The organism is Yoonia maritima, assembly GCF_003003285.1.
Lineage (GTDB): Bacteria > Pseudomonadota > Alphaproteobacteria > Rhodobacterales > Rhodobacteraceae > Yoonia > Yoonia maritima.
Map to the genome: position 1 here is coordinate 31,193 of NZ_PVTP01000016.1, position 24,529 is coordinate 55,721.

The window sequence follows — 24,529 nt, forward strand, 5'->3', positions numbered from 1 at the left end:
AAAGCGACTAGATAGATGACCACAAAACAGACCATTGTGACCACGAATGACTCGCCCCTGTTTCAGGTCAGTGCTTCGTTTGTTCAACACAGCCTGCCAGGGTTGAGCGCGGGCAAATATACTGTCACAGCCCAGCAAAAGATCGACGATGACGAGGGCGCGTCGGTGACCAACGGGGCGTTGCCTGTTGTGTCGCATTCCTTCGGGGTGGAGGGGGACAAATACACCCTGCCCACAAGGTTCATCCACAGCATCTATCCCGCCGCAGGGGCACAGGGTGAATTTTCGACCGCGCTGCCTCAGATCGTTTTGAAAAATGCGGTAAAGCTGCCGTGGATCCGAACGCCTTATTATCATCAAGAGCCACAGATACGTACGCACGCCTATCCTACGACCAATCCCACCGGTAAATATGATGACGACAAGGCGAGTTGGCTGTTTATCATGGTGCTGAGCGCGTCAGATTTCGATGGCACGATGCCGCGACAGATGGTGAAAAAGGGCACGGTTGCAGATCTGATACCCGACACAATGACGGTGCGGTCTCTGGGTAAAGCCGCCCCCGGAAAGATGCCCGCGACTAAAGGTTACTCCTCGTTTTCTTATGTGTTTGAAAGTGGGGAGACCCAACCGGCGGGGACAGAACTTGACCCCGGTGTCGGCTATGACGGCACGGATCCCATCAGCTTTATCGATATTCCTGTCGGGCTGTTCGCGAAACTGGCCCCGACGATACAAGATTTGCGGATGATGTCCCATGTTCGGTCGGTCAGGATGGATAACAAGGCGCTGGCTGACAGTGATGTGATCGACCCGGAGGGCGAATATGCCGTAATGATGGCCAACCGGCTTCCACAGTCTTTGCCGACATCGGAACTGGACAATCCAACGCCTGGTGAAAACCCCAAAGGTGCCAATGCCGCGATGGTGGTATCGTTGGAATATCTGGAATGCGCGTTGCGTGGCTATGCGGATACGAGCTATTTCAAATCCACCATTCAGACCAACCCCAAGGGTTTTGTGCGGCTTGTGGTGCTGACCAAGTGGGAATTTACCTCGTATCAGGACACCAGTTTTGAATTTGTGACCCTGCTTGAGCACTTGAATGAGCGCGTGCCGGACGAGGATGATCCAGAAAGCACGCCATTGGACGACCCCTTGATGCGGCTGCCCAATCCGCCCAGCTATTCGCAACCAACGCCGGCTGAAAATACGGTTCAAACCATGTTGAGCCTTGGGTATGTGCCGATGAACCATCTGACCCGCGTACCAGATGTGACCGCCAATGGGGCCGAGCCAATCCAGACTGTGTCGTGGTATCGCGGACCTTTGGCACCGTTTGTCGTGCCTGCGGACGCAGACGGGCCTTTGGGGGGCGGCGTTCAGAACAGCACTGTGGCGCATATGGTCTATTCGGCGGATGCTTTGCTGAAATTCGACCCCGATGTCGGGCTCTACGACACGTCTTATGCGGCGGCATGGCAATTGGGGCGGTTGATGGCGCTGAACGACCAGAGTTTTTCGACGGCCTATTACCAATGGCAGCGCAGCCGCGTCTATAGCCTGCGCGCAGCCTATGAAATGGATAGTGTGACGCAGCCTTTCGCGCCACAGCGCGAAGTCTCCTTTGCGTTGCACGAACTGACCAAAACTCGCAGTGGCCTTCCGACCGATACGCTGCTTCAATCCGCCGTCAGCAGCCTTGTGATGGCGGCTCAGACAGGAGGCGACAATGAGTGAGTATTCCGCGCGTCTGGCCGAACTGGCACAGGCTACAGCCATCGATCCCATGCCAGACGATTTGGCCAACTGGCTGACAAATATGGAAAATTTGGTAGGCGTCCCGTTCAATTACCTGCTCCCTGACAGTAAGATGTTGCCGCCCGAAACGCTGCGCCAATTCCATATTGATCCCAATTGGGTCAATGCTCTGGTCGACGGCGCCATGAGTATTGGACGACATTTCGAAAGCCAGAACGCTTTGGGGCTGGCGCAGCAGGCTGAACATGCCAACCTGTTGTCCGCGCGGTCGCAGACGGCTGAGATGAAACAGATGCTCCGCCAGACCCAGTTGTCGCAAATTCCCAAACGCGAACTTCCCGCGCGCGCCTATGCCAAAATGCAAAAGATGTGCAGTACCCAAGGCGTCGCAACGCCTGTTGCGTTGGCTCAGACGCCGGTGATGACGGGGTTTTTGTTGCGCTCCAAAGTGGTCAGAGGCTGGCCCAGCATGGATGTGGCAGGCTATCCTTCGGGGTCGTCACCTTATGACAACAACCTCAACTCCAAGGTCAAAGTTGTGCCTTTGGACATCGTGCGGTTGGTACAATTATCCGATGATGTGTTGTTTGGCATCTTTAAGGGTGAGCTGTTCGAACTGGTGTTCCATCAGCCCGCCGAAGCGATCCATTGCGGATTTGATCAGATCAATCCAACAGCGTCGCCGCCGAATGTTATCAAAGACTTGCGGTATCCCACTGCCGGATGGCAACAAGAAAAGTCGCCTTATAACGCGCTCAGCCAAAAGCAGATGGACAACGCGTTTCACGACCCGTCTGAGCGGGTTTTGAACATGGCCGCGATCAGCGAATGGATGGCCACGACTTTGAAAAAAGACGGCACGGCGCCGGGGTACTATCAGGCCGCAGGGGCGGGCAATACCCCCCCGCCCGAGCCATATATTGACCATCTCGTTTCGTCTGATTTTGGGATGGAGATGGTGCAGGGCGTCGGTCTTGTCTCTTTCATCAACAAACAAGCACCGGCGGCCAAGTCATGACCATTATTACTCCCATCCATGTCGAAGCCCTTAGGGTCACGTCCAATACCTCGCAAGAGGCGAAGACAGCGCTGTATAAGTTTGACGAACTGGGCAAAGTTGCCAGCTCTGCGGGCAGCGGGATGATCGCGGCAGAGAACTTTTCTTCGTCTGTGACCAATCTGGGCACCCAACCGGGCATCCATCTGCACTGGTCTTTGCCGCGGGCCTATACCAAGGGCACGCAAAATCGTGACACTGGCGCCATCAGTTTTCCGGTTCTGCCAAACCGGTGGTTGGTGATCCGTATGCTGAAAAACGCCAAACCGGGTGCGGGCAAACCTGCGACCGATACCCGGCTTTGGATGTTGGAAAGCGATGCGCACACTGTTGCGTCAGGCGCGGCACCGGTGGGCGGTTCGCTCGCGCCATGGATGGACAGTTCTAGCGATATTCAAGGCCTCAAAGGCAACCTGCTGGGTCGCAAGCTGCACATCACCGACACCTGGAGCGAGCCCAACACCGGGATGCAGACCCTTGCGGCACGCGCTGGCAGCCAAGATCCCGGGTATCTGGGATCGCAGTTCCAGGCGCCCTATGGATCAGGCGAGACGTTCACCGCTTATCTGCCGAGTTCAGGTAATATTCTAGGGCTGTACGATCCTCTGGAGGATTACTTCACCAAACCCAATCAGCTAACTACAGATGCCGAATTCAGCGCGTCTTATTTCGTGGTGGGCTGGGTCAGCGACACGGCTTCGGACATTTGCAATATCACGCTGAAACAAGCGCTCGCAGATTACGGGCAATTGCCATCCCGCGACAAACCCAGCCTCGAGGCGTATATTGAACAGATCATGACGACCGAGCTGAAATGGTCGCTGAGCGATTACGCCGGACTGACTGCTTCGACGATCCCGACAACACAGGCCGTGATGAGCGGGCTTGTGGCCGACATCACATGGAAGATGTCATCAGGATCGGTTCTTACCTATCCTACCGGCACTCCGACGCAGCAAGGCATCAAAGTGAGCATTGGGTCGAACACTGCGGATGCGTTGTCAGCCTATCTCAATGGCACAGTGCTAGATCCGTTCTTTAATCCCAACGCGCCCGAAGTGGATCAAAAAACGGAATGGCTTTTGAACGCGTTGCAATTTGACCAATTGCCCAAGCTGGATTCAGGGGCCGCCGGGGTGGGACAGTTACAAGAGTTCTTGCATTCCTCGGGGTTCTCAAGTGCACCCGGAGGCTATGTTTGGGCGGTGCAGCAGGATAAGGACAGCACTCAATCCCAAGGGCAGGGCAACAACAACGAAGTGCCGTTACCGCCCTATCTGGGAAAAGTTCTGGCCGATCTGAACACCGCGCAGCGTGCGTTTGATCAAACGCGCGACAAAATCGCCAGTCAGCGGCGGCAGTTATTCCTCGACTGGTCCTATCATGCAGGGCAACTTCAGAGCAACGTGTTCGGCGGATCGGGGCAAAGCCTGACCGATGATGTGACCGGGTCTTTTGTTGTGGATGGGATACTGCATTACTTTCCGATGCTTTATGCGGCGGGCAATTACACTGACCTGACCGAGCCAACATCGGCTTATGTGCCCACTGCGGACAGTTTCAACATAGCCTTACCTGCGGCGGCCCATACCAGCCTGCCCAGCGACATCGCATCCTATTCCTTTCTTTCATCCTTTAATCCAACCGCCGGAGGGTTTGCGTCGGAACTGGTGAATTTGGCGATCAATGCGGAAGCAACGGCCCAAGAATTGGTGCCTTTGGGTCTTTCGAGCCTGCGTGAAACGGTTGATTTGCTGGAATTGGCACAAATTGTGCCCGCTGCGGCGCCGTCGGCACAAAGCCAGATCAGCACGCTGGTAGACAACGCGATTGAAACCCTGACGGACGCTAGCAAAGCGTTGAAAAAAGCGGCGGAGTTTGCCGCTGATCTGACCAATCAGACCACAGGCGTAGAGGCGCTGTCGGCAGAGGCCACGCGCGACGCGGCGTCGATCAAAGCGCTGGTGACGGCGTTCAAGGGGTACACAACCGTTACAACCGTACCGGCCCCCTTACCATTGCCGCCTGCCACAGCTTTCAAAGACACGCTGCAACCGTCTGACGCGCAGACGCTGGCACAATTTGCCAGCGGGTCTGCGGGTTTTCCAGGCGTCAAAGAGTTGCTGGACACCTATGGCGGGGCCGGGGGAAAACCGGCGTTTGTTTCTGACACCAGCCTTGCCGGGTATTATCTGGCCTGCGCGCATATCTATGTGATCCAATCCAGTGATCCGTGGAACATCACTGGGGCCTATTACATGCAATATTGCTTGCAAACGCTCATGCAGGCAGAGGAAAATTCGACCCAAATCGCATCTGATCTGACCGCTGCAGTTGCGAAACTGACGGGGGTGGAGGTTGCAGCGGCGCTGGCCGCGCTAGAGACAATCGCGTCACAAACATTGGCCAGCGTGCAAGCGGACTTGTCGGCCACGCCTGCGAACATCAGCGGTGCTTTGGCTGCTTTGAATGCGATGTTGGGGCAGGGTGCCACGGACCTTCCAGCCATTGCCACGACCTTGTTGGGGCAGGATTGGCGGGACATTGGCACCGACATGCAGTCCGCCACAAAGTTGGTGTTGGACAGGCTGCCCGGTGCGCAACAGGTTAGCATCTACAACACCGCTTTGTATGACCGCATCAAAAGCCAATTCGAATTAGTTGCTACCCCGGCCAATTCGTTTTCTGCGCCAAACGAACCTGTCATCCTGATGGGTCAGGACGCGAGCGGAGAGACGATTTTGAAACCGTTCACCCGCAACGGTAAAGCCGATATCATCCCCTGTCGGATGCCGTCAGAAATTGTCAACGCCACCCATCCACCGGACTATCCTACTCAGATCAATTCAATCGGAACCAAAATCAAGCCAACCCAACGGGGGTTAAGCGCGGTGTTCCAAAGCCTCGCCCAAGAGGCGGTTTTGCTGACGCCGGAATTAGGGTCTCCGGTCACAGAAAACGACCTTGCCACAGCAGCAAAAAGCAATGAAACGCTCAAATTCGATGCTAACAGTCACGTGGCGCTGAACCCCGCGCCCACAGGGCTGACCGGCAAATTGCCGTACTACGTGGCGTATAACTGGCGCACTGACAACGATCCGTTTTTGCCTTTGTTTATCTGGTGGAACGCGACTTACACGTTTTCTGACAAATTCGACCTCGCGGCAGAAAACCTGCCCGCAAACTTTATGAAGCAGTTCAAATTGGGGTCATATGAGGTGGAAAACCATCTCACGGCGGCGTCAAAGGGGAACTTTACCGGAGGTAGCAACGGCGCGTACAGCTTTGATTTGCGGGGTGTGATCGCCATGTCTTCGAATGCGACCTACAGCCTGTGCGAACAGATTTCGAAATATTGCATGACCTATCTGGATTACGACCCCAAGCTCCCGCCGGACAAGAGCGCCTCTGACTACGACACCAAGGCTTTGTTCCACGGCGCATATAACGCCTACAAAAGTAAGCGTATTCTAAGCCAGGGTCTGTCCGGGTTTAACCCGGCTTTGGTGCAACGTGTGCAGGAAATGCAATTGCCGGTGAATATTCCCACCAAGTGGACGTCAGGCACGTTGTCCACGGCTGATTTCTGGCCAACACAGTTTCTGCACGCACAATCTGCCGATTGGCCCGCCAATTGGAACGATCTGGCACCCAACCCTTTAGCGTTACAAAGCAACGCCGAATTTGTCGATTTCAACCCTTTGCGGGCGGGAAAATTGTCGATGCAAGCAATCCAGCTTGTTGATGTGTTTGGGCGCTATGTCAGCTTGACAGCACCCGAACCCACATATGTGGCCGAAAGCATGTCGGACACCTTGGCCCCCAATGACGTCTATTTGCCGCCGCGCATCGTTCAGCCCGCGCGGGTGAATTTCGACTGGATCGGGGCGCAAACGTCTTTGTCTGCCAAACCGTTTGCAGAACCGGGCAATGCCAGTCCGGCCGTGTCGCCTGTTTGCGGTTGGCTCTGGCCGAACCATCTGGACAATTCCGTGTCGCTTTATGACCATAACGGTCAGCATTTGGGGTCTTTGGGATTGCAGGGCACACCCAACCCGGCGGACGGACCTTTGGTGCATTGGTTCCCGGTACCCGGGAAGACCACAAGCGTTACGATCAGCAATCGTCAGGCAATGATCGATTACCTTCAGGCAGCCGGCGCGAACTCGGTGTTCACCTCCGTTTTGACCCAGTTCCTGTTTGGCGATGCCACCAGAGCCACGGCTACCCAGTTCAACACGTTCCTTGCTGTCTTGGAAAAATCCCAAAGCTTCGTGATCACCAAGGCGCTGCAAAACTCTGCGGATCTGAGTTTGTTTGTCGGGCGACCTTTGGTGGTGACACAAGCCGAAATTGGGGTCGAACTCAAAGGTAACATCGACCGCGCGTCCGATTACAGCACCTATCCTAAATGGAACGAAAACGGGCCGCAGTTCACGCTGACCAGTTCAGAATACATTCCTTATCATTTGGACAACTTTAATGACGCGGGCTTGCCGGATGTCACACTGCCAACTCGGGTTGGTACCGCGATGGTGAAACTGCCGAACCAAGACCGCTTTCCCTATTTTGACGATGGGTTGTCGGGGTATTTTGTCGATGGGGATTTCACCAAATTCTACACCCCAGTTGAGTTGACATCATCGGCAGGCATTGTCTCGTTGTCTGAGGATGACGCCGATTTTCCAGTCAAAATCACGCCGAACGGCAGGCCGTCGGTGATGACCTTTATCATGGACCCGCGCGCGGCAGTGCATGCCACTACCGGCGTTTTGCCGGTGTCGTCGGTCAAAATCCCTGAAGAACAATTCAATCGTGTGTTACGTGATATCGAAATCACGTTCCTGACGGCTCCGGTTTTGACCCGCACACCAGTGCCAGAGTTGCCTATTCCGCCTCAGCCTGGCTTTGAATGGGAATGGGTGACAACTCTGACCCCACAAGGCAGCCATATTTCGGGAGCCCAAAACATGACCAACCCGACCTTTCCAGATACGCCGCAAAGCCTGGTGGATGGCTGGTTATTGATGAAACGCGCAGACGGGTAGGGCCTCATGGCGAATTTCTCACTTAACCTGAAAAACCCGGCATTGACCAAAGGACAGCTGAACACGATTTATGTCGGGTCAACAACGCCCAACGCGATTGAGCTAGAGATCAAAAACCTGACCGCTTTTGATGTGACGTTCAAGACGACGGAAACAATGACACTGAAGTTTCCAGGCAAGATGATATCGACCACCAATGCGGCCAATATCACGGTTGATACGGCGTGGACCAAAACCAAGCTGACCAATCCCAACGGGTCGGCTGACCCGTATTATACGTTCTCACTTGTCCCCAAAGCTGACATCGTCGTGAAACCCACGGAGATGATGACGTTGACCTTGTCAACAATCGTTCCGACGACGGCGGTCAACGGGTCGATTGTCGTGTCACAATCCATCCCATTTGCCGATCTGCAAGCGCAGCATCTGCTGATTTGCACGGCGGTGCCAAGCACGGACAATCAAACATTGATGGGGCCGAACCGCGCGTTAGAGGTGGACGCGACCATCACTGGCGCCACCAACAGTCTTGCATCGACCAACAAAATCGAACCCAGCGTCAAACCCGCTTCCAGCAATATCAAACCCGAAAGCGTTGTTTTGAATACGGTTCAGCTGTCATTCGCGTTCAAAGGTCAGAACAACCGTCCTGAAACGCACACCGGGTACGACCCACTTCAAGCGTTGATCAAATCCTTTGACACCGGCAAATCGCCAGAATTTACCATCCGGTTTCCTTATGCCAACGCGTTGTCCAATATCGATCCGAATTTTGCCCTGACAGATAACTCAACTAAATCTCAAGGTTACATTAGCCCAACCAGTGGGCGGAACATCGATATCTCTCTGAGTTCCAACCGCGAAGGGGTGTTATCCACGTCGAACTGGGAGGTGACAGTAGACGTCAGCGATGACGCTACAGCCCCTGTGTGGCATGTCAGACCGGCCGCCACCAATCAACATGTCTTTACCTCGATCAGCGTAAGCAACGCCGATCCATTTCTGAACATCTACCTGCGCAACATCTGCACAGCTTTGCCGATTGACCCGAGCACCCCACAATCCGTGGCGTTTATCCAAACAAAGAATTTCCCCGGTTTCAACGACCAGTTTCTGGAACTGACAGTTGATAAAGACCCGGTGCAAAAGACCAAAAGCTTTGCAGTCAGTGTTGCGCCTGATGCATCGGCGGTGGAGTTGGACTGGCAGACGCAAAACACCACCTCTGTCACGATTTCTTCGGTGCAGCACGGCGGACAAGCGCAGCTTGACCCATCAGGGCCTTTAAGCGTGCCGGTTTCAGTGCAAACGCCGTTGTTGTGCCAATATGATTTGGCCAGCTACAACGCCAACAGGACGCCTCAAACCGATCCTGTAGCAAATGCCAAGGTCAACGCAGTCTGGACAACAAATCAGGTTGTAGCCGCGAGCGGGTATTCTCACCTCTCCACGGTCTGCTCCGCACCTGATGCGCAATCAGTCTTTGCCCCTGCTTTGGGTGCAGATGCGCAGGCTCAGCTGTATCAGTTTTCCACCGCAACCTTGGCCGAAACATCAAAGACCGCTTTTGCTGACGGGCTGATCCCTGTGAATGTCGCGGCCAATCCAACAAACACCATGGTCTATGTCGTGCGTCAGGACAGCACCGGGTTGGCGCAAGATATTGTCAAACTGGATGCGACCTCGCTTGCCACGCAATCATCATCCATTGCGGCGTCAGCCAATTTCACAAATATCCCCCATGCCGCCATGCAAGACGGAGGTGCCATCGCCACCACGCCCGACGGCAGCCATGTCGTGTACAGCAGCTACAAGAACAGCGGCACACCTGCGATCTATTACATCGACACATCACAGGATTGGTCGACCTATACCGCGCCGATAGTCAGCGTGCCCGCGTTGGATGACCGAGGGCTGGCAGTATCAGCGCAAAACATTTTTCACAGCGACAGCGGAGGGTTGGGCCACATCACCCTGACCCCGAGTTTGGGCACATCCTCGACGACGTTGGCGCTGACATCAGGGGGCAGCTCATACCAAGCAGGACCGATGAGCTTGTCTCAGAACGGATCACTGTTGGCTGTGTGGTCGCGGCCTCAGGGAAAGGCTATCGGTGGGCGCATATTTTTTGTCAGAACCTCTGACATCACGGTCCAACCTGTGGGGATCAACACTCAGATATCCTATGTCCCGCCAATGCGGTCTCTGGCCATTTACAGGCCCAGCCTGTGTTTTTCAGCAGATGGGGCCTATCTTTTTGTGTCAGGGGTCAGCGTGCGGGGCGATGGGTTGATCTACGTCTATGACGTGGCCACAGGAGCGCAGATCGGGCAGCCCATATTGTATCAGGGGTCAGGGTTTGGCCCGATTGTGGCGCAACCCGATGGGCTGGCGGTTTTTGCCATAACCTTCCCTTCGAACCAAGTGGGTGGGGTGTACCGACTAGACCCCGAGTTTGCGCCGTTTGTGAACCTGATCTAGAGCGACGAGGTCCGGCTGTTCACCAACCTCAGCAAAGCAGTGCGTTCATAGGCAATGTCATCCGCCAAACGGGCAGCTGCGATAGGGCGCTGCCACGCACGAATGCCGCGCCGGACCGATGCATAGCTGTGGTCTTGGCTGTAGTGGCTGTAGAACGCGATCAACAGTTCAATATGCAGCCAGCGCAACGCCCGGATCACCAGCCGCATTAACGCTCCGGTGCCATCGGGAAAGCTATCGACACGGTTGATTACGCAGGTTTGGGTCAGATCCGCGAGAGGAGGCCCACTCCGCGCAGCGCCCCAATCAATTACCACGCAGGCTCCGTCTGACACCATGACATTGCTCGAATGATAGTCGAAGTGACACAACCTTTCGGGTCCGCTGAACTGGTTGATCTGATCCAGGATCTCTTTTTTTGTGTCTGACGTCAGGCAAGAGAGGCTGTCGATCTCTTTGCACATCTCTGTTTTCAGATTTGGGGTCTGTGTGTCGGGGATGGTGTGCAGATTGGCCAGACAACGCGCCATTTCCCTGCTGGCCCAAAACAGCCGCCATGGTCGTTTTAGGACATACCACGACACGGCCACCCCTGACACATATTCAAAAACGACCCGGCCCTGTGCGATGTCACGATCGACGCTAAGAACCTTGGGCGTGGGCACGCCGTGATCATGGGCCAGCCTGGCAGCCAAGACTTCGCGCTCTAAAGCGGTGTCTGGCGCGTCAGGGACGTAGTATTTTGCAATCTGGCCATCGCCCAGATCATAAACACGTCCTCTTTTGCCGGAGGCGATCTGTTTCATGCAAATTCTCGTGAGCTTTAATCCGTCGTATCGGAGCATAAAACGCCCCGGTAAAGCAAGGGATGTACACTATACTATTGATATCCTTACTGGGGTCGAGACCGGCTGAGGGCTAAATTGTATCATAAGCAGCCATTATCCAAAATCGGTTATCTTGTAGGCGGTATTTTTTATATCCGCTACGGGGTCTCATATCGAGATTTTGAGGAAATCATGGCCGAGCACGGCGTTGAAATTGATCATGCCACGCAGTTGACCGTGACGGACAAACCCTTGATTTCATGTTACCCGCCCGCATCGCTTCAGCTCTTCCACCATTCGTCCGGCAAAAGCCATGTATGCCATCCATCAACCGACCGTTCTTCGGGAGGGCGCTCACGATACTCTCCCAGCTTGTAGCGGTGTTGATCTGCCTCAAGGCACATTTGTGTAATCGCGGGAAGCGTCTCTTGCCAGTCGTCCCGGCCCTCGTGGAATTGGATGCGGAACAACATGCCCGCGCTTTTGGTGGGGCCGACTTCTTCGACTTTTTGCGCAACGGCCCTGATACGGTCCATATCCAGCGCATAATCGTCGATACATTCCTGTGACAAATATGTGATCCAGCCCATCATTGGGAAGCTGTGCTTTGCCTGAGCATAGTCCCGCGACTGCTCGCAATAAAACTCAGGGTCCACATTGTTGGACCTGTGGACCTGTCACGGTTTGATGCCGCCCCTTTGATAGCATTTACTGCACCAAAGGAGACGAACTATGGGACTGAAACGGACGGACGAATTCCGCCAAGATGCGGAGCGTATCGCATTGACCAGTGGTCTGACGCGTAAGCAGGTGGCTGACGATCTGGGTGTTGGTATGTCGACGCTGAATAAATGGATCACCGGGCACCGAGACACAAACATGGTTTCCAAAGAAGATTTGGACCTCGCTCAAGAGAATGATCGACTTCGACGGGAGAACCGCCTCTTGAAGGAGGAGAGGGAAATCTTAAAAAGGCCACCCAGTTCTTTGCGGGCCTAAAGCAATGAGATTTAGGTTTGTCGAAGAACACAGATGCAGCTTCCCAGCCAATCGGCTGTGTGATGTCGTTGGCGTCAGCACACGTGAGCTACGCGCATTTCGAAGCCGGTCAGCCAGTCGCAGACAGCGGTCTGATTTAGTCACACTGGCGCATATCAAAGAACAGTCACGGCTCAGCCTGGGCAGCTATGGTAGGCCGCGGATGACAGAAGAACTGAAAGAGATTGGTCTGGATGTCGGGCACCGACGCGTTGGTAGGCTGATGCGCCAGAACGGCATATCCGTTGTCAGAACTCGTAAACACAAGGTGACGACCGACAGCAACCACAAGTTCAACATTGCGCCGAACCTGCTGGATCGGGGCTTCACAGCAGACGAGCGAAACCAGAAATGGGCGGGCGACATCAGCTATGTTTGGACGCGTGAGGGATGGCTGTATTTAGCTGTGATCTTGGACCTGCATTCTCGGCGCGTGATTGGATGGGCCGTTAGCAATCGCATGAAACGCGATCTGGCGATCCGGGCGTTGAACATGGCAATTGCATTCAGAGCTCTGTCGGATGCATGGCACCGGTGACTATTCCATCAGCGATTTGGCCGAGGTGTTTTCCGTATCACGGCCCACTGTCTACCGGACACTGAAAATACACGAAGGCAGAGCCTTGCCACGGTGACCATCGTTGGACAATGCATTACAAGCCTCGCGGACTGGACCAAATCCGTCAAAGTTCATCAACTCAAAATCCTACCGTTTCTAGGGCAATATTTGGTATTGAAACCTACCGATAGTTGCGTAAGTTGTTCGAAAGAAGTCGCAGCGGCCTCGCCCAATGCTGGATACCGTTTGGTCGTGGTGTCTGGAAACCTTTAACCAGTAACGTGATAGGCCTGTCCCAATCACAATCCCTCTAAGGCCGCACCAGTAGCGCTTATTTTCTTAGTAATTCGGAAACGACAGAGCTATGACCTGATAGGTTTAGCTTGGATCGCAAGCTTAGCAGGCATTGCAAATTAAATTTAGTTTTGAAAAACCATGCTTGCCAACAACTGAAAGGCTTTTCTCTGCTTCATCTTGGTTCATTTGGCCCCGCCGTAGCGAAAAGCTCGCCTGGAGGAGCCCTGCGCGCGGGGCTTGGGGCCTTCACCGGATTGGCATTGGCCGGCGCATTTATTCTGTCGCCAACAATTGACCTGCAACTAGGTTTATATTTAGTCGCGCCGTTCGGGGCGAGTTCAGTTCTTCTTTTTGCTGTCCCGAACAGCCCTTTGGCGCAGCCGTGGTCGGCTAAGCCCACTGGTCAGTGCTATGAAAGGAGCGGCATCAAACCGCGACAGGTCCAATTTTCCCAGCCTGCTGCCGCTCAACTCACGAATTGGCACGCGGAATGTTCGCTAACTTAGCGAAAGTCGGGTTGCTCCCAGCAGGGGAGGGTAACTTGATTGGAAATCCAAAATGAAATGTGCCCGGATGCATGATAAAATTCGCATAATTTTCAATATGTTACGCCCTAACCCGGAGCGAAGAGTACTACGTGACGGTCACAATTTTTTCATAAGGCTGGCAATCATGCGCATAATCGATGCACATGATTGACGCGCATTTTCCTAAGGTGTAATCTCTTTTTAGGAGGGAGAATCATGAACTCTCATACTCGAAAGCCTACAAATCTGTCCTTAGACGTAACTTTGCTTACAGAAGCCAAAGCATTGAAGGTGAATCTGTCTCGAGCGGCTGAGAACGGGATTCAGAGTGCAGTTGCTGCAGCTAAAGCGGAACAGTGGACGGCTGAGAATGCTGCCGCAATTCGGAGTTCCAACTCATACGTCGAGAAGCTTGGTTTGCCGCTCGATCGTTATCGTCAGTTCTAATGCCCAAGTATGACGTATTTCCCAATCCGTCCGGAGACGGCTATCTTTTGGATGTTCAAACCGATCTGCTGAGTGATCTGAACACCCGCGTTGTCGTGCCATTGCTGCCACCATCAAGCGCACCGAAGCCGGCGACGAGGCTCAACCCAGTTTTCGAATTCGATGATCGGCCGGTCGTGATGGTCACTCAGTTCATGGCGGCGGTGCCAACTGGCATTCTTAAGAGCGCCATTGGAAATCTCGATGATGAATTTGAGAAAGTCACAACCGCGATTGACATGCTAATACAAGGTTTTTAGGTAATCAAAATCTATCCACTTGCCATCCATTTTACATAATAATCATTGCGCACGGTCAGTAATCGACACGCTTGAAATCATAGTTGCCAACATAGTCTCGCCAATCTACGAACACCGCTCTGGCGAAGAGGGAACATCCATGACTGGTGCGCCCGAATGCTGTCGGAACTGCGCTTCTGTTGGATCTTTGCCAGCTGAAACCTCCTTGAGTGTCATAAGTTCCGATGCGAACACGGGCATACCTATCGCAATCCCCATCGTCTCGGTCGTCATCAATTAGGACATCGTAAACGCGGATTGAACGTACGAAGTTGAACTCGGGTCAGCTAATGTCGATATCAGCGCGATCTTGGACAGGTTGGAGCGCAAATTCGTTCGCGGGCGTTATTGGCTCCGGGCCGGCAAGTTTGAAGACAGAACTCTCATATATCAAAAGATCGTCCAAGCCACGTCCATTCCTTACGAGAATTGATTGAGGAGGCGTTGCTTACGTCACGGACAACGCGCCGCATCATGAGACCAATCTGATGACCCAAACACCTTTTACATCGACTTCGGCGATGAACGGGGTTTCCACTTGCCGCCAGATCGGGGGGAACAAAGGCAACGGTTGTCGGACCACGTGGGTCGTCTTACTTTATTCTCAATACAAGCTTTCCTCGGTTGGAGCCAAACGCATGTCAGAAACAGCAGGCCGTCAAACACTAGATCAGCTCGTTCTGTGGCTTATAGGGCTGATCTTATTGTATTCGGCGGTCATTTTTTTCGCTGCCTATTTCTCAGGTGCAGATATGGGCGCGTGGGTTTGGGAACGTCATCAGAACCAGTTTTCTTGGTATTCACGCCCGCTATTTGTGATCCCAGCGGCTTTTTATGCCTACCGCCATAGGGTGTGGCATGTCGTTGGATTCATGGCCCTCTTGGCGACCAGCCTATTTTGGTTTGAAGCGCCAGTCACAGTTCCACAGTCTGTTAGTGAGTACCTAGAATGGGAAAAGCAGTTGTTCTTTATTAACAACAACAAGCTGCCCCTCGTCGCATTCGTTTCTGGGGTTATTATTTTTTTGGGGCTGTTTTTTTATGCGTTCTGGCAGCGAAACCCTTGGTATGGGCTGGCTCTTATCAATGCAGGCACGGTCCTAAAAATTATTGTCAGCGTTGTCTTTGGACAGGATGCAGGTATGGCGGCAATTGTGCCGTCAGTCAGCAGTTTACTCGTGATCAATTTGTTTGCTTGGTTCTTATGGCGACGTAAACGTAAGGACAAAAATTTGTAAGGATGCCCTAGACGATAGATTTTCGCGGCACCGGCACCACCTTCTCAAACAACGACCATTTGTTAAACGGTTGGTTAAGCTGGACAGTGGTGCGTGAACCGCGAACGGCAGCTCCGTCCGCGTCATGCCAGTTCATGCGCGCCGCAGCGAAAGGTGGTTCATTCTAGACCCGCCGCTAATGCAGGACGCCGGGAATGCCGAGATCGAGCCCGAGCCACCCGAATTTTCCTAGGTGGCGGATGTCTTCTATCAACTTCCATATCTCCAGAGAGACCATATCTGTAAGAAACTCCAACTCGCATCGAATGTTATCCCCGATGTGGTGAGCCCGTTTCTAACCGTAAGACGCGATGATCGCCGCGCGGTCAGCCCACCGGGCCGAAGGTTTCGTAGTGGATCTGCGCAGGTGAAACGCCCAGCCTTTCAAGGCCATCGCTGAGATCAGCGACAAACTGGGTGGGCCCGCAGATCATGTAATGCGCCCTTGGTCCTGCGCCAAGGGTCAGCAAAGCGTCAGCCGTGACGCGCCCCTGTGAAACGTGGGCGTTCTGCGTTTGGTCATCCGGGCTGGGCGCAGAATAATAGAGGTGTTGCGCTACGTTCTTCGCGCGGCGCCCTAAATCCGCAACCTCTTGTCGAAAGGCATGGGTATCTCTGTTGCGCGTGCCGTGCACAAACCAGACCGGACGCCCCGACGCCGCATCCACTACCCCGTGCAAGATAGATAGCATCGGCGTCACACCGACGCCCGCGCTGACCAGGACCAGCGGATCGGCTCCTTCAGGTGGGATAAAATCGCCTGAAGGGGAACTGGCGTCGATCATATCGCCGGATTTCAGCACGTCGTGCAGGAACCGTGAGGCTATGCCGTGCGCCTCGCGCTTGACGCTGATCCGGTAGGTCTCTGCATCTGCTGGCCCCGAAAGCGAATAGCTCCGGCGCACCGGACCTGGCTGGCCGGGGACTTTCAGGGCAAGGGGCAGATGCTGGCCCGGCGTGAAGTCGGCCATTGCATGCCCATCCTGCCGCGCGAGATAGACCGACATGATTTCCGGGCTTTCCACAACCTTGTCCGTGACCAGCAGCTGCATCGTGCCCGCATCCGGCGTATGCCATCGAAGGGCCAGAGCCTGTGGCCGCTCTACCACGCTGTCCACCGTCACAACAACCTTTCGGCGCGCTTGTGGATCATGGCTTTGGCTGCCATCCCAGATAATCTGTACATGACCGCTCAGCTGTAGCAGGCCGCCGGTCGCGAAATCTACAAACAACAGGCCAACTTTTGGATCACGCACCAGATTGCCGATGGTGTTGAAAAAGTTGTTTCCCGCATAGTCGGGTATATGCAACTTGCCGTCACTATCAATGCCGACAAAGCCCGGTTCGCCCCCCCGGTGTGAGGCATCAAATCCTTCGGTGCTGTGCCCCGCACCCGAAGAAAAGCCGGAACCGATGAACAATGTGTCGGCGGCTGCAATCCATTGCTTTTGATCTTCGTTGAGCGAGGTTGTTACCAAGGCCGGTTCGGGGGTGTGCTGGGAGTGGTCAACGCGGCGCAACGTCCGTTCATGAATATACTGCGCGCAGTTGCCAAAGCTTTGCTGCACATCCAGAACCAGCGCTCCGGCGGTGCCGGATCGCAATCGGCCATTCACTCTGTTACGTCGCTTTGTCGCCAGTTCGATCCCCAGTATGCCGATGGGTGCCCCCGGCACGACGCCCTGCGCCAGCGGATCATTAGCGGCCAGCTGGCCCACCAATATCAGACTGCGCTCAGTATGTGCCGCGACAGGGCCGTCCTTTCCTTCAAGGATCGACACCCAAGGCTTGCCTGACGTATCGGACCCCGCCACCACAAGAAACGGTTGCGCGGCAAAGAAATCACGGTGTTGCAGGGGCATATGATCGCGAATGAAGCGGCCGCCTTGTGAAGCGCGCGCCGCTACCCCGGCACGGTGCTGCGCTTCAATCTCACCCGCGTGAAAGGGGCTGATCTGTCGGGTCATCGTTATGTCCGGATTAGATCGCATTGACACAATCAGGCGAGGGCGGGAGAGCGAGCCATGCCAACGAAACCGGGCAGCGCTTCGATCCGGGCAAGCCAGGCCTGTATCTTCGGATAGGGAGACAGGGACACACCGCCCTCTGGTGCATGTGCGATATAGCTATACCCTGCAACATCGGCGAGGGTGACACGCCCCGCAGCGAGCCAGTCGCGCTTCTCAAGATGCGCTTCCATCACTGCAAAGAGAGCATGTGCCTTGGCTTTTGCTGTTTCATGATCAAAGGGCGCACCGAACAATGTGACAAGACGGGCCGAGCATGGCCCCTGGTAAATCTCACCGGCCGCGACCGAAAGCCAGCGTTGTATCTCTGCCCGCTCTATCGGGGACCGCCCCGCCCAGTTGTCCAAATCGCCGTAGCGGGACGCCAGATAGGTTAGGATGGCGTTTGAATCGCTCAGGGTCAGGTGGTTATCGTCGATTGCGGGCACCTGCCCGAAGGGGCTGATTTTCAGGTATTCCGGCGCCTTATGCGCAGCGTTTTCCATATCGAGATCAACGGTCTCATACGGGACATCAAGCAGTGCCATCATCAGTTCAACCCGGTGGCAATGCCCGGATTTCGGGTTTCGATAGAGAGTGATGGGAGCGCCATTGCGGGCGTCTGCGTCAGTCATTGTGTCGTCCTCTCGTCAGTCATATGTCACGGCAATTGCCGTTGGGGCAGAAGTTAATAGATATCAAAGGGAATAATAATACCGTAAAACAGAAGTTCATTATTACCGAATACGAAGCAATAAGGCACGGCACATGGATCATCTACAGGCGCTCAGAGTTTTTGTCGCTGTGGCAAAGACCAAGAGCTTCACAGCGGGCGCACGGTCGCTTGGGCTGAGCGCCCCCTCTGCGACACGGGCCATCAGTACGCTGGAAGATGCTCTGGGGGCCCGTTTGTTCACCAGAACCACGCGGCGCGTCCGGCTGACGGATGTTGGCCATCGCTTTGCCGAGGAGGTGCGCGATATTCTTGCACAGCTCCAATCTGCAGAAGACTCGGTGTCTGGCGCGGCGGCAACACCCGTGGGCCGGCTTCGTATCACCTGTCCGCAAGAGTTCGGGCGGATGTATGTCGCCCCGCTTGTCGCTGACTTTCTCGAGGCCTATCCGGAAATCACGGCCGAGGTGCTGATGGTGGACCGGTACGTCAACCTGGTGGAGGAAGGGTATGACGTGGCGCTGCGCATTGGCGAATTGCCCGCCTCGGGCCTCTCGGCAACCCGGGTCGGTGCAGTGCGCCGGGTTGTGTGCGGCGCACCTGCCTACCTTGAAGCCTTTGGTCATCCGTCTGTTCCGGCGGATCTGGTGAAACATCACCGTGTCGTGGTAACAGGCGCCGCCTTGCAGGAATGGCATTTTGGGCCTGACCAATCGACAATCGTCCGCATTTACCCGCGATTGACGGTAAATAGCGTTGCCGCCGCGATCGCGATCGCGCGACAAGGATGGGGCCTCGCCCGTGTGCTGTCGTACCAGATTGCAGATGATCTGCGAAAAGGTAGCCTTGTGGCTGTATTGACAGATGACGAACCACACCCGATACCGGTGCACCTGGTCCATCCCCTGGGCCGCAAGGCACCCGCCAAACTGCGCGCATTTCTGGACTTTTCCGCCAATCGACTGCGACAGATCGGTGCGTTGCGATATGAGCAAGGGCCGTCGGTAAAAGATTGAAAGCAATAGAGATAGTGACGAAGATTAAACCGGAGGAAAGGGCGGCGCATGGGCCTGCTCCATTTGATTTCGAGTTGGGTAAGACCTCGCTCTAGCATGCCGCCTTACAGGTCAACTGTTCCGTCAAGTTCGCGCATCGGCAGTTGCGCCCACTGGACCCACAAATGCGCGGGGATGTCGGAAAGATTGTCATAAAAGCCATCACTCGCGCCCCGGACCCGCGCGGGTCCGGCCCCTGGATGTCAATCAAAACCGGGACGCGCGTCAGCGGGCAGAAGGGTGGTATAACCGGTCCCGACGCGTTGCACCAGCTCGGCCATGGCCTCGCGCACCAGGTCGGGATCGCAAAAGGCTTCTTTGGCAGTCATGGCCATGACTTTGGCGGCGTGGAACATACCGCGATAGGCCAAACGGCTCTTGCCCTGGGCGACCATCTGCCATGTGTGAAAGGGCGTGCCGATCGCATAGTTCGCGCCCCAGATTTGCACCGTTGGAACGCACCAACTGACGTCGCCAACATCGGTCGATGCCGCCAGCGATTTCGGTGAATGGTCTTCGGGTAACAGAACGTCATACAGGGCTTTGTCTTCGCTCTTGGTGCAGCCGACGAATTCATAGGCGGCTTTGATACTGCCTGCATCCAGGGTCGACCGGCCAAGATGTAGGCTGGCGGCGTGGAACGAGCGACCATGAAAGGTGAAATCAATTCGCGATGAGGCCAAAGAACTGCCGCGAATGATCTGGGTGATACAGCTTGGGTGCCAGGTGATCGCGATACCGACATCGCGGAACAGCCCTGCAGCAACCATAAAGGTCTTGCCCGCGCCCCCCTCTTCGGCGGGGCATCCGTAATAGCGTACAGCCGCAGGCAGCGATCTGACATAGTCACGCTGGCGCATATCAAAGAGCAATCCCGTCTCAGCCTTGGCAGCTACGGCAGGCCACGGATGACGGAAGAACTGAAAGAGATCGGCTTAAATGTCGGGCCCGCCGCGTCGGCAGGTTGATGGGCCAGAACGGAATATCTGTTGTCAGAACGCGCAAACATAAGGCTACGACAGACAGTAATCACAAGTTCAACATCGCCCCGAACTTGTTGGATCGTAACTTCTCAGCGGATCAGCCAAACCAGAAGTGGGCTGGTGACATTACCTACATCTGGACACGCGAAGGTTGGCTCTATCTGGCTGTGATCTTGGATTTGCATTCTCGGCGCGTGATCGGCTGGGCTGTGAGCAATCGAATGAAGCGGGACCTGGCAATCCGAGCGTTGAAGATGGCCATCGCCTTCCGGGCACCGTCCAAGGGCGGCATCCATCATATCGACCGTGGCAGCCAATATTGTTCGCACGATTATCAAAAGATCCTGCGTCAGCATGGCTTCAAGGTATCGATGAGCGGCAAGGGCAATTGTTATGATAACGCCGCCGTCGAGACCTTCTTCAAAACCATCAAAGCCGAATTGATCTGGCGGGACACATGGGACAAGGGAATGCTTGGCGTTCTACAAGTCTTGGTCGCAATTGTGCTGTATTTGGGCACATTGCAATAAGCCCAGTCGAAGAAGTGGCGGAAGCGTATCAACTTGTCGATCTCTTTGCGCTGGTGGAGCCCGAGCAGTTCATGCTGGGTTGACGCATCTCTCGCGACCTGTGTGACATGCTTTGCTTAGAGTGTCATTTCACCCCGTACTGCAAATGTCCCCTTGATCGCCCACGAGAACATAGGAGGGGGGTCGACTACGGCTCAGTGCAGAAAGCACTCTAAGATTTTTTATGATAACATCAGTGGCCTAAGAATCGTCAAACTTCTGATTTTACTGAAGCACCCAATGGAAAATATATACATTTAACATAATTTAGCTTATCAGGCTTCGACTTCCGCTATAAAATCTGTCATCGTCACGCCTAGCCCATCGCAAATTCTTTTGAGAGTTGCGAGGCTCGGCTGATGCTTCCTACTCTCAAGTAACGACACATAGCGGATGCTCTTACCCGCCCGATGGGCCAGCTCTTCCTGAGAAAGCCCAGCCTCTGTACGCAACCGTCTGAGCGTCTTGCTAAACGCATCCAAAAGCTCTTTATCATCTTCGTTTTTCATAATTTGACTGAGCAGCTAACATATGCTTGCCACCATGAAGTATTTTATGAATAATGAAGTATATTATGAATTTCATGAGGAAGGTTTACGCATGCACATAATTACATTCTTCGCTACCAAGGGCGGCCGCATGATCCGTTTCTCAATCGCCGCTGTCATGTCTGTCGCAATGGCAACATCAGCCATTGCAGAAAATAACCTTACCGCTCTGCCCCCGACTGCTGAGCGCCCCTACCCTTACGAGATCCTCGGTCTCCAGCCCGGCGATCCGCTGGACGATGTCATGGCACTCTATGCAGAACGTAGTGAGCGTGACTCAACCAGTGAAAGCGAAGTGCTTCGAGTGCAATCACCTGACGGCGATGTCGGCGTAAACGGACGCCTGGCCAAAATGGATCAGGATCAACTGACATCCACACTCTCATCCGATATAATGGAACAGCGCCCAATGGCGATCCATCGCAGTATCCGCCAGCCAAGTGACGACCTGCCCGAACCGCTGGAGCTGAAAGCACAGATCGAAGAGACCTACGGCCCACCGTCCCGATTTGAGATCAACGGTCGGGACATGAAGCTGACCTATGTATGGAGTATGGACGGTTTCATCCCAGATCTGGCTGCTTTGCCCTCGGCAATCCACGAGGAAACCAGCGCCACTGGTAGTGTCCGCCAGACAGAATATGAACTCTGCGGCAACGCGCGACATTACCTAAATGAGGTGGACTACCGTTTCGAACATCCGCGTAACAAGGAGATCAAACCCGGATGCCTTGCCAGCTTCACCTTGACCTATCGTGGCGAACCCGGCAGCACCCTGATCGGCTTCTCGTTGGTGGATTACGAACTCGGACGGATACACATGCATGAACTTGATCGTCAGATCGTCGAGGCCCTGACAGGCGAAGAAGTCGAAGCGTCAGATATGGATCTGTGATCATGGATAGCCAGACACATTAGAAGCCGTTATGATGCCCGCATGATCATATCGCGCAAACATATCACCCCCACCTAGCGCCCCATTTACGGCGGGCGGCTTCGCGCTGTTCGCCGAGATCATCACCCTCGTTGTCCTGTTCAAAGTCGTCCGCGCCACCATCGCACGACGGAGACGAACAATGACAAATTGGTACACTGCTGACCCGCACTTCGGGCATGAGAACATCATCCAGTTTTGCGACCGCCCGTTTCGGTCTGCCAATCACATGGATGCGGTTCTCATGCAGAACCTTTGGGCGAGGGTAGGACCTAGGGACGCTTTGTGGATCGTTGGCGACTTTGCGTTTGGGCAAAGAGCCAAGGACCGCGACTGGCTGGAAAAACTATTCGCAAAACTGCCCGGCGCCGAGAAGCATCTGATCGTTGGCAACCATGATCTCGAGCCGACGCTCGCGCTGCCATGGACGAGCATCTCGCACCTGGCAGAAGTTCGCGATGGACCCAATAAGCAGGCCCATACGTTGTGCCACTATCCCGCAACCAACGAGTAGCTCGTACTCCGCCCACCCGCTTCATCTTTTTGCAAAGCACCGATCTCGATCAATTCGCGAATGTCCCGGCCCGCCGTGTCCTGAGAGCATTTCGCGATCTTGGCATACTTGGATGATGTCAGTTTGCCGTCAAATCCGTCCAAAAGCCGGTTTAGTATTTCTTGTTGCCGCACATTCAATGATGCTTTTGCATGTTTTTCCCAGAATCGGGCCTTGGCAAAGACCGTCGTCAGAATCTCGTCGGCTCCATCGAAAGCCCGGTCAAGACACTGTAAAAACCAGTGCAGCCAAGGCGTGATATCAAGACCACCTTTTTGCGTCTTCTCAAGCATGTCGTAGTAGGCCTTGCGTTCATGCCGGATCTGAGTCGACATGCTATAGAACCGCTGTGGGCTTGCCTCGGATCGGGCCAGCGCCATATCTGCAATCGCGCGTGCAATGCGTCCGTTTCCATCTTCAAGGGGGTGGATCGTGACAAACCAAAAATGCGCAATCGCGGCAATGATCACAGGGTCCGTTTCGGGCGGCGCAGCAAACCAATCGAGGAATATTGCCATCTCTCCATCAAGCCGGTCAGCATGCGGCGCTTCAAAATGAACACGCTCGCGCCCTATTGCGCCGGAAACGACCTGCATCGGTCCTACCTCTGCGGGCCGCCAAGCGCCCACAGTGATCTTTTGCATGCCACTGCGTCCATTCGGGAAGAGAGCCGCATGCCAGCCAAACAACCGTTCAGCATCAAGACGTTGGTCATAACCTTGGGTGGCGTCCAGCATCATCTCGACCACACCATCAACATTGCGATCAGCTGGGATCAATCCGCTAATATCGATCCCCAACCGTTTTGCAATGGATGACCGTACTTGGTCGTTGTCAAGCATCTCACCTTCAATTTCGCTGCTTTTGACAACGTCACTGGTCAACGTCCGCAACATCGCCTCATTGCGCAGATCAAAGCCCAAATCCTCCATCCGCCCGAGCAATCTGCCCTGCCGATAGCGCACAGCGGCCAACTGCGCCGCTAGTGCTGCCTTATCCCATGTGAATGTTGGCCAGTCTGAGTGTTCATGAATATAAAACATTTTATCCGCACTTTTTGCGGAGATTGTAGTGCTTAATCTCCGCAAAAGACAAGAATAATCTCCGCATATATTGCGGAGAAACTAACTTTATTCTCCGCAAATCAGTATTTAACCACTGGAAGTCTGATAAAACTGCATTCAGAATGATACATTATGAGCACTGTTTGGCACCTCATACTGCTGCCTCGCCCAACAGCGGCGGTCACGGAGATTCAAACCAGTCATTGAGGTGGATCACATGACGCTGGCAGAGTTGCCCAAGAAGTATGACGTGCATCCAACTCAGATCGGTACTTAAAATCGAGCGGCGATAGAGAATATGGCGACCGCATTTACACGACCGGGTTCAGCCCCTGAGCAGATGAGTGCCGCCGAAGTGCACAAGCTGCATTCAAAGATTGACCAGCTCGTTCTGGACCTGTCGCGGATTTGTTCCGCTCCTTTGACTTGGTATTTTGCCTCAAAGGAGAAACGAAATGGCATCACCACAACGAACCCCAGAATTCCG

General features: G+C 54.4%; 19 protein-coding genes and 4 pseudogenes. 16 read left to right on the plus strand and 7 right to left on the minus strand.

Going from position 1 to position 24,529, the window contains the following annotated elements; translation table 11 throughout:
• Positions 1–15: 15 nt before the first annotated feature.
• From CLV80_RS17275 to CLV80_RS17290, 4 genes are read left to right on the plus strand one after another with little or no spacing between them, the layout of a single operon-like run.
• The gene (locus CLV80_RS17275; RefSeq protein WP_106359199.1) at positions 16–1,740 is read left to right on the plus strand and encodes a hypothetical protein; all 1,725 of its coding nucleotides are present in this window, start codon (positions 16–18) and stop codon (positions 1,738–1,740) included.
• Positions 1,733–2,779 carry a hypothetical protein gene (locus CLV80_RS17280; RefSeq protein WP_106359200.1) on the plus strand — a complete coding sequence of 349 codons (1,047 nt, stop codon included), beginning with the start codon at positions 1,733–1,735 and terminating at the stop codon, positions 2,777–2,779. The genes CLV80_RS17275 and CLV80_RS17280 overlap by 8 nt, the downstream gene beginning before the upstream one ends.
• Positions 2,776–7,866, plus strand: a complete 5,091-nt coding sequence (locus CLV80_RS17285) for a hypothetical protein (protein ID WP_106359201.1) — start codon at positions 2,776–2,778, stop codon at positions 7,864–7,866. Before CLV80_RS17280 ends, CLV80_RS17285 begins: the two co-directional genes overlap by 4 nt.
• 6 nt (positions 7,867–7,872) lie before the next feature.
• Positions 7,873–10,347, plus strand: a complete 2,475-nt coding sequence (locus CLV80_RS17290; protein WP_106359202.1) for a hypothetical protein — start codon at positions 7,873–7,875, stop codon at positions 10,345–10,347.
• Here the strand turns inward: CLV80_RS17290 and CLV80_RS17295 are convergent.
• Positions 10,344–11,153, minus strand: coding sequence for a phosphotransferase family protein (locus CLV80_RS17295; RefSeq protein ID WP_165793416.1), 810 nt, complete (start codon positions 11,151–11,153; stop codon positions 10,344–10,346). The genes CLV80_RS17290 and CLV80_RS17295 overlap by 4 nt on opposite strands.
• Positions 11,154–11,274: 121 nt before the next feature.
• Here CLV80_RS17295 and CLV80_RS17300 point away from each other — a divergent pair.
• Positions 11,275–11,402, plus strand: a pseudogene (locus CLV80_RS17300) (IS6 family transposase); the annotation flags it as partial.
• Between the two features lie 53 nt (positions 11,403–11,455).
• On the opposite strand, the gene CLV80_RS18325 reads toward CLV80_RS17300, so the two are convergent.
• Positions 11,456–11,830, minus strand: a complete 375-nt coding sequence (locus CLV80_RS18325; protein ID WP_133169792.1) for a hypothetical protein — start codon at positions 11,828–11,830, stop codon at positions 11,456–11,458.
• A 76-nt stretch (positions 11,831–11,906) separates the two neighbouring features.
• Here CLV80_RS18325 and CLV80_RS17310 point away from each other — a divergent pair.
• The 6 genes and pseudogenes from CLV80_RS17310 to CLV80_RS17340 all read left to right on the plus strand — a co-directional run.
• Positions 11,907–12,726 (plus strand): annotated as a pseudogene (locus CLV80_RS17310) (IS3 family transposase); the annotation flags it as partial.
• A 7-nt stretch (positions 12,727–12,733) separates the two neighbouring features.
• Positions 12,734–12,847, plus strand: a complete 114-nt coding sequence (locus CLV80_RS17315) for a helix-turn-helix domain-containing protein (protein ID WP_207766610.1) — start codon at positions 12,734–12,736, stop codon at positions 12,845–12,847.
• A 388-nt stretch (positions 12,848–13,235) separates the two neighbouring features.
• Positions 13,236–13,460: pseudogene (locus tag CLV80_RS17320) on the plus strand (HPP family protein); the annotation flags it as partial.
• Between the two features lie 351 nt (positions 13,461–13,811).
• Complete coding sequence (locus CLV80_RS17325; protein ID WP_106359205.1) at positions 13,812–14,042, plus strand: type II toxin-antitoxin system CcdA family antitoxin; 231 nt, start codon at positions 13,812–13,814, stop codon at positions 14,040–14,042.
• Positions 14,042–14,341: a CcdB family protein gene (locus tag CLV80_RS17330; RefSeq protein WP_106359206.1), complete on the plus strand. Its 300-nt coding sequence runs from the start codon at positions 14,042–14,044 to the stop codon at positions 14,339–14,341. Before CLV80_RS17325 ends, CLV80_RS17330 begins: the two co-directional genes overlap by 1 nt.
• A 677-nt stretch (positions 14,342–15,018) precedes the next feature.
• The gene (locus tag CLV80_RS17340) at positions 15,019–15,618 is read left to right on the plus strand and encodes a hypothetical protein (RefSeq protein ID WP_106359207.1); all 600 of its coding nucleotides are present in this window, start codon (positions 15,019–15,021) and stop codon (positions 15,616–15,618) included.
• A 365-nt stretch (positions 15,619–15,983) separates the two neighbouring features.
• On the opposite strand, the gene CLV80_RS17345 is transcribed toward CLV80_RS17340, so the two are convergent.
• Together CLV80_RS17345 and CLV80_RS17350 are read right to left on the minus strand one after the other, a co-directional pair.
• Entirely contained in the window at positions 15,984–17,624 is a 1,641-nt protein-coding gene (locus tag CLV80_RS17345) for an FAD-binding oxidoreductase (RefSeq protein ID WP_106359208.1), read from the minus strand.
• Positions 17,625–17,656: 32 nt separating this feature from the next.
• Entirely contained in the window at positions 17,657–18,298 is a 642-nt protein-coding gene (locus CLV80_RS17350) for a glutathione S-transferase (RefSeq protein WP_106359209.1), read from the minus strand.
• Between the two features lie 133 nt (positions 18,299–18,431).
• Between CLV80_RS17350 and CLV80_RS17355 the strand changes: the two genes are divergently transcribed.
• Complete coding sequence (locus tag CLV80_RS17355; RefSeq protein WP_106359210.1) at positions 18,432–19,352, plus strand: LysR substrate-binding domain-containing protein; 921 nt, start codon at positions 18,432–18,434, stop codon at positions 19,350–19,352.
• Between the two features lie 242 nt (positions 19,353–19,594).
• Here CLV80_RS17355 and CLV80_RS17360 read toward each other — a convergent pair whose 3' ends face one another.
• A complete protein-coding gene (locus CLV80_RS17360) occupies positions 19,595–20,251 on the minus strand; it encodes a zinc-binding metallopeptidase family protein (RefSeq protein ID WP_165793413.1) in 657 nt (218 codons plus the stop codon).
• Between CLV80_RS17360 and CLV80_RS17365 the strand changes: the two are divergent.
• Positions 20,213–20,838: pseudogene (locus CLV80_RS17365) on the plus strand (IS3 family transposase); the annotation flags it as partial. The gene CLV80_RS17360 and the pseudogene CLV80_RS17365 overlap by 39 nt on opposite strands.
• A 380-nt stretch (positions 20,839–21,218) precedes the next feature.
• On the opposite strand, the gene CLV80_RS17370 reads toward CLV80_RS17365, so the two are convergent.
• Complete coding sequence (locus CLV80_RS17370; protein ID WP_106359212.1) at positions 21,219–21,452, minus strand: helix-turn-helix domain-containing protein; 234 nt, start codon at positions 21,450–21,452, stop codon at positions 21,219–21,221.
• 91 nt (positions 21,453–21,543) lie between these two features.
• Here CLV80_RS17370 and CLV80_RS17375 point away from each other — a divergent pair, with 91 nt between their 5' ends.
• Entirely contained in the window at positions 21,544–22,386 is an 843-nt protein-coding gene (locus CLV80_RS17375) for a hypothetical protein (protein WP_133169795.1), read from the plus strand.
• 181 nt (positions 22,387–22,567) lie between these two features.
• The gene (locus tag CLV80_RS17380) at positions 22,568–22,939 is read left to right on the plus strand and encodes a metallophosphoesterase (protein ID WP_106359214.1); all 372 of its coding nucleotides are present in this window, start codon (positions 22,568–22,570) and stop codon (positions 22,937–22,939) included.
• On the opposite strand, the gene CLV80_RS17385 is transcribed toward CLV80_RS17380, so the two are convergent.
• Positions 22,918–24,021 (minus strand): Fic family protein, encoded by a 1,104-nt coding sequence (locus CLV80_RS17385; protein ID WP_106359215.1) that lies wholly within the window; start codon positions 24,019–24,021, stop codon positions 22,918–22,920. The genes CLV80_RS17380 and CLV80_RS17385 overlap by 22 nt on opposite strands.
• A gap of 319 nt (positions 24,022–24,340) precedes the next feature.
• Between CLV80_RS17385 and CLV80_RS18570 the strand changes: the two genes are divergently transcribed.
• The coding region (locus CLV80_RS18570) for a hypothetical protein (RefSeq protein WP_207766611.1) at positions 24,341–24,529 on the plus strand (189 nt) is incomplete at its 3' end.